The 5,696-nt window shown below is 66.7% G+C and carries 7 protein-coding genes; 4 read left to right on the top strand and 3 right to left on the bottom strand.

Going from position 1 to position 5,696, the window contains the following annotated elements:
- The 3 genes from BHQ40_RS23730 to mutY all read right to left on the bottom strand — a co-directional run.
- Positions 1–634 (bottom strand): PmbA/TldA family metallopeptidase (locus BHQ40_RS23730; RefSeq protein WP_290438455.1); only part of this gene is annotated, 634 nt, incomplete at its 3' end.
- Positions 635–727: 93 nt separating this feature from the next.
- The gene (nudC, locus tag BHQ40_RS23735) at positions 728–1,639 is read right to left on the bottom strand and encodes an NAD(+) diphosphatase (protein WP_070158187.1); all 912 of its coding nucleotides are present in this window, start codon (positions 1,637–1,639) and stop codon (positions 728–730) included.
- Positions 1,630–2,739: an A/G-specific adenine glycosylase gene (mutY, locus tag BHQ40_RS23740; protein WP_070158188.1), complete on the bottom strand. Its 1,110-nt coding sequence runs from the start codon at positions 2,737–2,739 to the stop codon at positions 1,630–1,632. Before mutY ends, nudC begins: the two co-directional genes overlap by 10 nt.
- Before the next feature lie 26 nt (positions 2,740–2,765).
- On the opposite strand from mutY, the gene BHQ40_RS23745 reads away from it, so the two are divergent.
- The 4 genes from BHQ40_RS23745 to BHQ40_RS23760 all read left to right on the top strand — a co-directional run.
- Positions 2,766–3,305, top strand: a complete 540-nt coding sequence (locus BHQ40_RS23745; RefSeq protein ID WP_070158189.1) for a DUF721 domain-containing protein — start codon at positions 2,766–2,768, stop codon at positions 3,303–3,305.
- A gap of 26 nt (positions 3,306–3,331) precedes the next feature.
- On the top strand, positions 3,332–4,012 hold the full coding sequence (locus tag BHQ40_RS23750) for a thioredoxin domain-containing protein (protein ID WP_070158190.1): 681 nt from the start codon (positions 3,332–3,334) through the stop codon (positions 4,010–4,012).
- A 41-nt stretch (positions 4,013–4,053) separates the two neighbouring features.
- Entirely contained in the window at positions 4,054–4,794 is a 741-nt protein-coding gene (locus tag BHQ40_RS23755; RefSeq protein WP_070158191.1) for a DsbA family protein, read from the top strand.
- Between the two features lie 92 nt (positions 4,795–4,886).
- On the top strand, positions 4,887–5,696 hold an 810-nt coding region (locus BHQ40_RS23760), incomplete at its 3' end, for an AAA family ATPase (RefSeq protein ID WP_139139460.1).

A 5,696-nucleotide genomic window follows, 5' to 3' on the forward strand; every position in this document is an offset into this window, starting at 1 on the left:
TCGCCTCCGCCTCATCCAGATCCTCCAGATGGCGGACGCTATGGCTGGCATGGTCGCGCTGCATGGCCGACCCCTCGCCCGCCAGCACGCTGGTAAAGGTGCCGTGGGAAGTGGCGGCATAACCGCCCGCAAAACCGTGGCTGGTGGCGAGCGCGATCTGCGTCCGGCCGCTGGATGCGCCCGCGCCTTCGCTGTTGGTGATGCCGGGCACGGAGCGGGCGGCGTCCTCCGCCTCCTCCGCCCGCGCGCGCAAGGCCGCCGGTTCAGGATCGCTGTCATCGGCAAGATCGAGCGACGAGGGCCGCTTGCGCAGCAGCCGGTCCTCCGGCGCGAGGCCAGCAAAGGCGTCCTCCGGCGCTTCCCGCGCCATCGCGACCGCGCGCTCGACCAGCGAATTGAGGCTGGCGGGGTTCATGTCGGACGCGGAGACCGTCGCCGACCGCTGGCCGACAAATACGCGCAGGCCGATTTCCTCACCCTCCGACCGGTCGACATCCTCCAGCGCGCCAAGGCGCACGGACACCTGCGTCGAGGCGTTGCAGACATAGATCGCATCGGCGGCGTCAGCCCCCGACTTCCGGGCGGCGGCAACGAGATTTTCGGCGCGATCCTGCGCTTCTTCTAGGGTCAGCATTGGAGGAAAGGGACTCGCTATCGGGGAAAGCCCTGCGCCTTACCCCTGTGGTGACTGTGGCGCAATGTGCGGGGCAGGCCCCGATAGATGGGGTCAGCCCCCGACTTTTTCCAGCCAGTGCAGAAACAGGTGATGGGCAACGGCCATGACCGGCGGCGCAAGGAAGGGCGCATCGGGATCGCCGTTCAGCGACGCGCGCACGCCCGCGGCGTCGACCCAGAAGGCATCCTCTATCTCCGTTTCGTCCAGCGTCAGCCTGTCGTCCACCGCCTGCGCCATGCAGGCGACCATCAGCGAGGACGCGAAGGGCCAGGGCTGGCTCATCACATAGCTGACATCAGAGACGCGAATGCCCGCCTCCTCCCACAATTCGCGGGCGACCGCCTCCTCCAGCGTCTCGCCCGGCTCAACGAAACCGGCCAGCGCGGAATAGCGGCCCGGCGGCCAACGATGCTGCCGCCCGATCAGCACCTTGTCGCCATATTCGGCCAGCATGATCGTGACCGGATCGACGCGGGGAAAATGTTCGGCGGAACAGTCCAGCCCCTTATGGTCCAGGCATTTGCGCGCCCAGCCCGCCTTGTGCATGCCCGTCTCGCCGCCGCAGACCGCGCAGAAGCCGTGCCGCGCATGCCAGTCGACCAGGCTGCGCGCGGTGCCGTAGATCGCCAGCGCATTGGCCGACAGATGGGGCGCGACCTCCCACACCTTGGGCGAGAAATTCGCGGCGTGCGGCGCGGCGGGGTTCATCCGCACGAACAGCGGGCCATTATCATCCTGTCCCAGCAGGATGAAGTCCGCCGGGTCGGAACCGGACGGCAGCGGTTCGATGACCAGCGTGTCGCCCGCCACCACGGGGTCAAGGCCATCGAGCGCCAGCACCCCGGCGCGCGGATCGGCAAAGGCCTTCGCCAGCAGGGCGGGGTCGCTGCGTATCTGGTCGGCGCGGTCGAGCGTGCCGCCGACGAAACCCGGTTTCGGCTTCACAATGTCAATCAGGGGCAAGGAAGTTCCTCTCTCATTGCGGCGGCTGCGACCTTGCCAAACAGGGTGGGCAGCCCCGCCGACGCCAGATCGGCTTTCGGCCACCATTCCCCGTCCCGCCCCGCCATGCAATCCCTTTCGGCGCGGACCATGCGCACGGTGAGGGCAAGCGAGAAATGGGTGAACACATGAACGACCGGATCGGAAAGCGCCGTCCAGCGCCCGGCGAAGGGATAGGCCGGGGGTCCGTCACCTTCATCGCCCCCCGTAACACTCCACGCGGATGTGGGCACGCCACGCATGCCGCCAAGCAGCCCCTTGTCCGGCCGCCGTTCCAGCCAGACATCGCCGCCATTTTCAATCCACCAGGCATGGCCGGTGCGATGCGGCTTCGCCTTTTTCGCGGCCTTGACCGGGAAGGCGGCGGGGTCGGCGGTGCGGAAGGCGGCGCAATCCTCCCTGAGTGGGCAGATGCCGCAGGCCGGTTTCCGCGATGTGCAGATGGTCGCGCCCAGATCCATCATCGCCTGGGTGAAATCACCCGCCCGCATGTCCGGCGTGATGCTGTCCGCGGCCGCATCGATCTCGCGCCTGCCGCCCGGCAGCGGCGTATCGATAGCGAACAGACGGGCCACGACCCGCTCCACATTGGCGTCCACCGCCACCGCTCGCCTGCCGAACGCGATCGCCGAAATGGCGGCGGAGGTATAGGCGCCCACGCCAGGGAGGCTGCGCAGCGTCTCCGCGTCCGGCGGGAACGCGCCGTCATGATCGCGCACCACCGCCCGCGCGCAGGCGATAAGATTACGGGCGCGGGCATAATAGCCAAGGCCCGCCCATGCGGCCATCAGCTCCGCCTCGTCGGCTGCCGCCAGCGCCGACACATCGGGCCAGCGGGTCGTGAATTTCTGAAAATAGGGAATGACCGCCGCGACAGTCGTCTGCTGCAGCATGATCTCCGACAGCCAGACGCGGTAAGGGTCGGTCGCGTTGGCCCCCGGCGGCGCGCGCCATGGGAGCGTGCGGGCGTGCCGGTCATAATGCGCGAGCAGCTTTTCGGAGATCAGCTTTTCAGGGATCAGCTTTTCGGATGAGGCTGTCAGCTTGCTATCGACGGGCATGGCCACCCTATGCCATTAACCACTGCATGACGGAACGCCCGGCCCCAGCAAAAAACATCAAGAAGGTTGCGCCTGAGGAACGGCCGCGCGTGGGCGCGCCCCGCGCCATAGCCGACCTGATGCCGGACATCGGCCGCGCGGCGTTCCGCAAGTTCGGTTTTGTCCAGTCGAGCGTGGTGACGCGCTGGCCCGATATTGTCGGCGCGAAATATGCCGGCGTCTCCGCGCCCGAATCGATCCGCTTTCCGGCGGGGCAGAAGGCGGGCGGGACGCTGCACCTGGTGGTCGCCAGCGGCTTCGCGCCGATGATGCAGCATGTGATGCCGGAGATCATGGAGCGGGTGAACCGCTTCTTCGGCTATGCCGCCGTGGCCAAGGTGGCGATGCGGCAGGGCGAGGTGGCGTCGCCTGTAGCCGAGCGCGCGCCGCCGCCCAAGAACCTGAAACCCGTGCCGGTGGAGCTGGGCGATTCGCTGCGCGACATCGGCGATCCCGAATTGCGCGCGGTGCTCGAATCGCTGGCGCAGGGCCTTGCCAATTCCAGCGGTTTGCCCAAGATCGGCTGACCCGAAAGACAAAGAAAAGACAGCCCATGCATTTCAAGCGCGTCCTCCCCATCGGTATCGCCATTGCCCTTTCCATCCCCGCCACCGCATTCGCCGCGAAGGCCATCGACTGGACCAACCGGGTCGTGCTCTCCAGCGTTGGCGGGCACCTGATGGGCAATCCCGCCGCACCGACCAAGCTGATCGAATATATCAGCTACACCTGCAGCCATTGCGCGCATTTTGTGGCGGAGGGCACCGGACCGCTGAAATCCGGCTGGGTGAAATCCGGCAAGGTCAGCGTCGAAATCCGCAACGCCGTGCGCGACAAATATGACCTGACCGCTGCCCTGCTCGCCCGATGCGGCGGCAAGGACAAGTTCCTGGGCAATCATGAAGCGCTGTTCGCCAACCAGAGCGCCTGGATGACGCAGCTCATCGCCTATGACCAGCAGCAGCCCAAGCCTACGGAGGAGCAGGCCGCGCTGAAGGAGATCGCCGAAAAGACCGGCTTGATCACCCTGATGTCCAAGCGCGGTTTCACACCCGCGCAGCTCAACACCTGCCTGGCCGACCCGGCGGCGATGAAAACGGTGCTGGCGATGACGCAGGATGCCTGGAGCACGCAGAAGATCACCGGCACCCCCTCCTTCCTGATCAACGGCAAACTGGTCGAGGCGCATGACTGGAATGCGCTGAAAGCCGCATTGCCCGCCCCCGCCAAGTGATTTAGACCGCCCCGAACGCCCCCAACAAGACGGTATCCCCCATGAAACTGCTCCCCGCCTTCTCCCTCGCCGCCATCGCCCTGTCGCTTGCTTCGTGCGGCGGCAAGGAGGGAGACAACGCCTCCGCCCCCAGCGGCGAGCCGGTCGCCGCCGTTCCGGCGCCTGCGGGCACGACATGGGCCGACACCATCTCGACCAACGCCGACGGCGGCTTCATCATGGGCAACCCCAATGCCGCGATCAAGGTGACGGAATTCGCATCCTACACCTGCAGCCATTGCAAGGATTTCGCCGCTGAGTCCGCCGAGCCGATGAAGGAGCTCGTGAACAGCGGCAAGGTCAGCTACGAACTGCGCAGCTATGTCCGTGATCCGATGGACATGGCGATGGCGCTGCTGGTCCGGTGCAGCGGCAAGGAAGCCTTCTTCCCCCTGAGCGACCAGTTCTTCGGCAATCAGGCGGCGATGTTCGAGAAGATCCAGGCGTTGGGCGACCAGCAATATCAGGCGATCATGTCGCAGCCGCCCGAAACCCGCTTCATCAGCCTGTCGAACGCGGCGGGCTTCATCGATTTCGTCAAGCAGCGCGGCATTTCCGAGGATCAGGCCAAGCAGTGCCTGGCCAATCAGGATGAGGTGAAGAAGCTGGCCAAGGGCGTCGAGGATGCGACGGCGAAATATAACATCACCGGCACGCCGACGCTGCTGATCAATGGCAGGGTGATCGAGAATACGACGACCTGGGACGTGATGCGCGGCAAGATCAAGGAAGCAGGGGCCTGATTGGCGCGGGGGGCGGACAGCTTCCTGACTGATGCCCCGCTGGTTTGCGGGCGGAGTGAGCGCGGGCGGGGCAAGTTCGCATCGGGCGCGCCATGCAGATAAGGCGGCTCAAGCTCTCCGGCTTCAAGAGCTTCGTCGACCCGGCCGAGTTGCGGATCGAACCGGGTCTGACCGGCATTGTCGGCCCCAATGGCTGCGGCAAGTCCAACCTGCTAGAGGCGATCCGCTGGGTGATGGGCGAATCCAGCGCCAAATCCATGCGCGGCGGCGGCATGGAGGATGTGATCTTCGCGGGCACAGCCACCCGGCCCCAGCGCGATTTCGCCGAAGTCTCCCTGCTGACGATACAGGAGCAGGGTGAGCTTTTCCCGTCCGTGCAAGTTGGGGCGGACGGCGAACTGGAGGTCATGCGGCGGATCGAGCGCGGCACGGGCAGCGCCTACCGCGCCAATGGCCGGGACGTGCGCGCCAAGGATGTCGGCCTGATCTTCGCCGACGCCGCCACCGGCGCGCACAGTCCGGCGCTGGTCAGCCAAGGCAAGATCGCCGCCGTCATCGCCGCCCGCCCGCAGGAGCGGCGCGCCATGCTGGAGGAGGCGGCCGGGATCGCCGGCCTGCATGTCCGCCGCAAGGATGCCGAGCAGAAATTGCGCGCGGCCGAGGCGAACCTGGCCCGGCTGGACGACATATTGACCGACATGGACGCGCGCGCCAACGCGTTGCGGCGGCAGGCGAAGGCGGCGGAGCGCTATACCCGCCTGTCCAGCGACATCCGGATCGCGGAGGGGCGCGCCATCTTCGCCCGCTGGCGCGAAGCCGCAGCCGCAGCCGATGCCGCCCGCGCGGAGGCCAAGGCGGCTGAACAGGCGGTGATCGACGCACGCGAGACGCAGGAGGCCGCC

The organism is Sphingobium phenoxybenzoativorans (assembly GCF_001757355.1).
Taxonomy (GTDB): domain Bacteria; phylum Pseudomonadota; class Alphaproteobacteria; order Sphingomonadales; family Sphingomonadaceae; genus Sphingobium; species Sphingobium phenoxybenzoativorans.